Genomic DNA, 2,401 nt, shown 5'->3' with positions numbered 1-2,401 from the left:
AGCTTATTCAAAATCTTTCCCCTAATAAAGATTTGAAGTAGCATTTCATGATTCTCCTTACTGTTAATATGCCTTGAAAAAGAACCCTATAGGGTTCTTTTTCTTTTCATTATAACCTCAGTAAGTCCTTATTTAACATGCAAAAAGGACTGCTAATTACTTGCAGCCCTTTTACATGTTAATATACACTTGTATTAAATACTTAATACTTTCTTGTATTAGGCGTTTATACAAACTAAACATGCCATTATTATTTAGATATATAACACTTCAAAGTTTAGAAGTATACAATAACAAATCTTTCCCAACTTCCAGCTACATAACTATTAGCAGTTAATTCTCTACCACCATTTGCTGATATAAATCTACCATTACTTAGTGCTTGTAATACATATATCCTATTGTCTCCACCATTATATAAGATAAATTTTTCCCATGCCCCAATTGATGTACGATCTGCTACTACTCTACCGTTTGGCTCAAACGAAACGTACTTTCCATTACTTTTTGCTTTTAAAGCAAACGTATATAATTCCCCAGTCGGAATTAATTCAAATTTCTCCCATTCATTAACTGCATTACGATTTGCTACTACATTACCGGATGGCTCAGCAGAAACATATTGTAAATTTGCTGCCTGTATAGCAACTGTCCAACTTCCATTAAATAAATTCACGCCTTTTAGTGAACCTGCTCTTGATAGATTTGCTGCCGATACATCATTCGATGGTGTAATCATCAATATCATTAAAACCATCGGCAACATCATTAAAACTAACTTTTTTGAGATTGTATTACCACTTGCACGTGTTATGAACCTCTTCATTCCCATTCCTCCCTTAATATGCATAGAACTCATATACATCATACCAAATATGTAAAATATTGTAACAGAAGAGGGGTTTTATCAATAAATACCTTACTATTCTGTTTCTTTTTTCTCAAATCTATAGCACTTAAACATTTATCAATTCAAGCACATTTTTAAAATCCCCCCTGATAAACAAATATAGCAGTTGATAGCAAGGAGAGTATGTACAAAAGAGAGAGTATTTTCATTTCACTTTTCTTTAAATAAAAACCAAATAGCCGTTCATAATGAACGACTATTTGCATCTAACGAATAATTAGAAGGTTCTTCATGTTAATCTATTTTGTTTAATCCCGTTGAAGTAACTTGATAGGTTCTTTTTTTGCCTATATATTCTTGTTTATTATTCTCAAGGTTAAGAAGTGTAGCACGTGTCTTTTCCTTTACTGCTTCCCCTTCTATATGGGTAAACTCAATGTAATCCCCCGCTTTTAAGGGCACCGTTTGGATTTCAGCAGTTTGTTGTCTGTTTCCCACTATTTCCTTATTATACACAACATTACCGGTTGAATTCTTTACTGTAATACTTGCATATGTCTGATTAAAGTAAGAATGTGGTACGCCTGCTTCTAAATTCACCTGCATTTTCTCTGTTGTCCTATTATAATCAACTTTTGCGATTTCTCTATCACCATATCCTTTTAAAGACCACCCAAAATAATTTCCATCTAAAACCGTTGTTTCTGGCATTTTTTCTACTTTCTTCAAGCCTTCTTTTGTAACTTGATATCTTGCTGTTTTTCCAATGGTTTCATTTTTGTTATTTTCAAGGTTAATTAAAGTTGCTCGCGTTTTTTCCTTTGTTGCTTCTCCTTCTATATGGGTAAATTCAATGTAATCCCCTACCTTGACGGGCACAGTTTGGCTTTCAGCATTTTGTTGTTTATTTCCCACGATTTCCTTATTGTACAGAACGTTACCAGAAGAATTCTGGACCTTAATACTAGCATACGTACTAGCAAAATAGGAATGTGGTACACCTGCTTCTAGTTTTACCTTCATCTCTTCTACCGTTTTATCATAATCTACTTTTGCAATTTCTCTATCACTATATCCTTTTAATGACCATGCAAACTTGTTTCCTTCTAAAATTGTTGCTTCTGGCATTTTTTCTATTTTCTTCAGGCCTTCCTTTGTAACTTCGTATAGGGCTTTTTTTCCAAAGCTCTCTTGTTTACTATTATCTACATTTGTAAGAGTAGCTCTATGTACACCTTCTAGATGTGTTAACTCTATATAATCGCCTACTTTGACTGGAACTTTCTGCGATTCAGCATTTTGCTGTTTGTTTCCATAAATCTCTTTGTTATAGACCACTTTACCTGATGTGTTTTGCACTTTAATACTTGCATATGTACTATCAAAGTAGTCATGTGGTACACCTGCTTTTAGATCAATTTGCATTTCTTCTGTTGATTTATTTAAATTTACTTTCGCAAATTCAAAATCTCCAATCCCTTTCAGCGACCATGCAAATTCATTACCTTCAAAAATGTTTGGAGATTCATTTTTGATTTGTACCTTTTTCTC

2 protein-coding genes are annotated in these 2,401 nt (G+C 33.2%); both read right to left on the bottom strand.

Annotation, left to right across the window (positions count from 1 at the left end; genetic code table 11):
• Positions 1–277: 277 nt before the first annotated feature.
• A complete protein-coding gene (locus ACQGS6_RS26575; RefSeq protein ID WP_000819433.1) occupies positions 278–826 on the bottom strand; it encodes a fascin domain-containing protein in 549 nt (182 codons plus the stop codon).
• A gap of 318 nt (positions 827–1,144) precedes the next feature.
• Positions 1,145–2,401 (bottom strand): putative mucin/carbohydrate-binding domain-containing protein (locus tag ACQGS6_RS26570; RefSeq protein WP_426965880.1); only part of this gene is annotated, 1,257 nt, incomplete at its 5' end.

It is taken from the genome of Bacillus sp. GMs2/2 (genome assembly GCF_050172095.1).
Lineage (GTDB): Bacteria > Bacillota > Bacilli > Bacillales > Bacillaceae_G > Bacillus_A > Bacillus_A cereus.
Note: the sequence above shows the minus strand (reverse complement) of the source record. Positions and strands in the feature narration are given on the sequence as shown.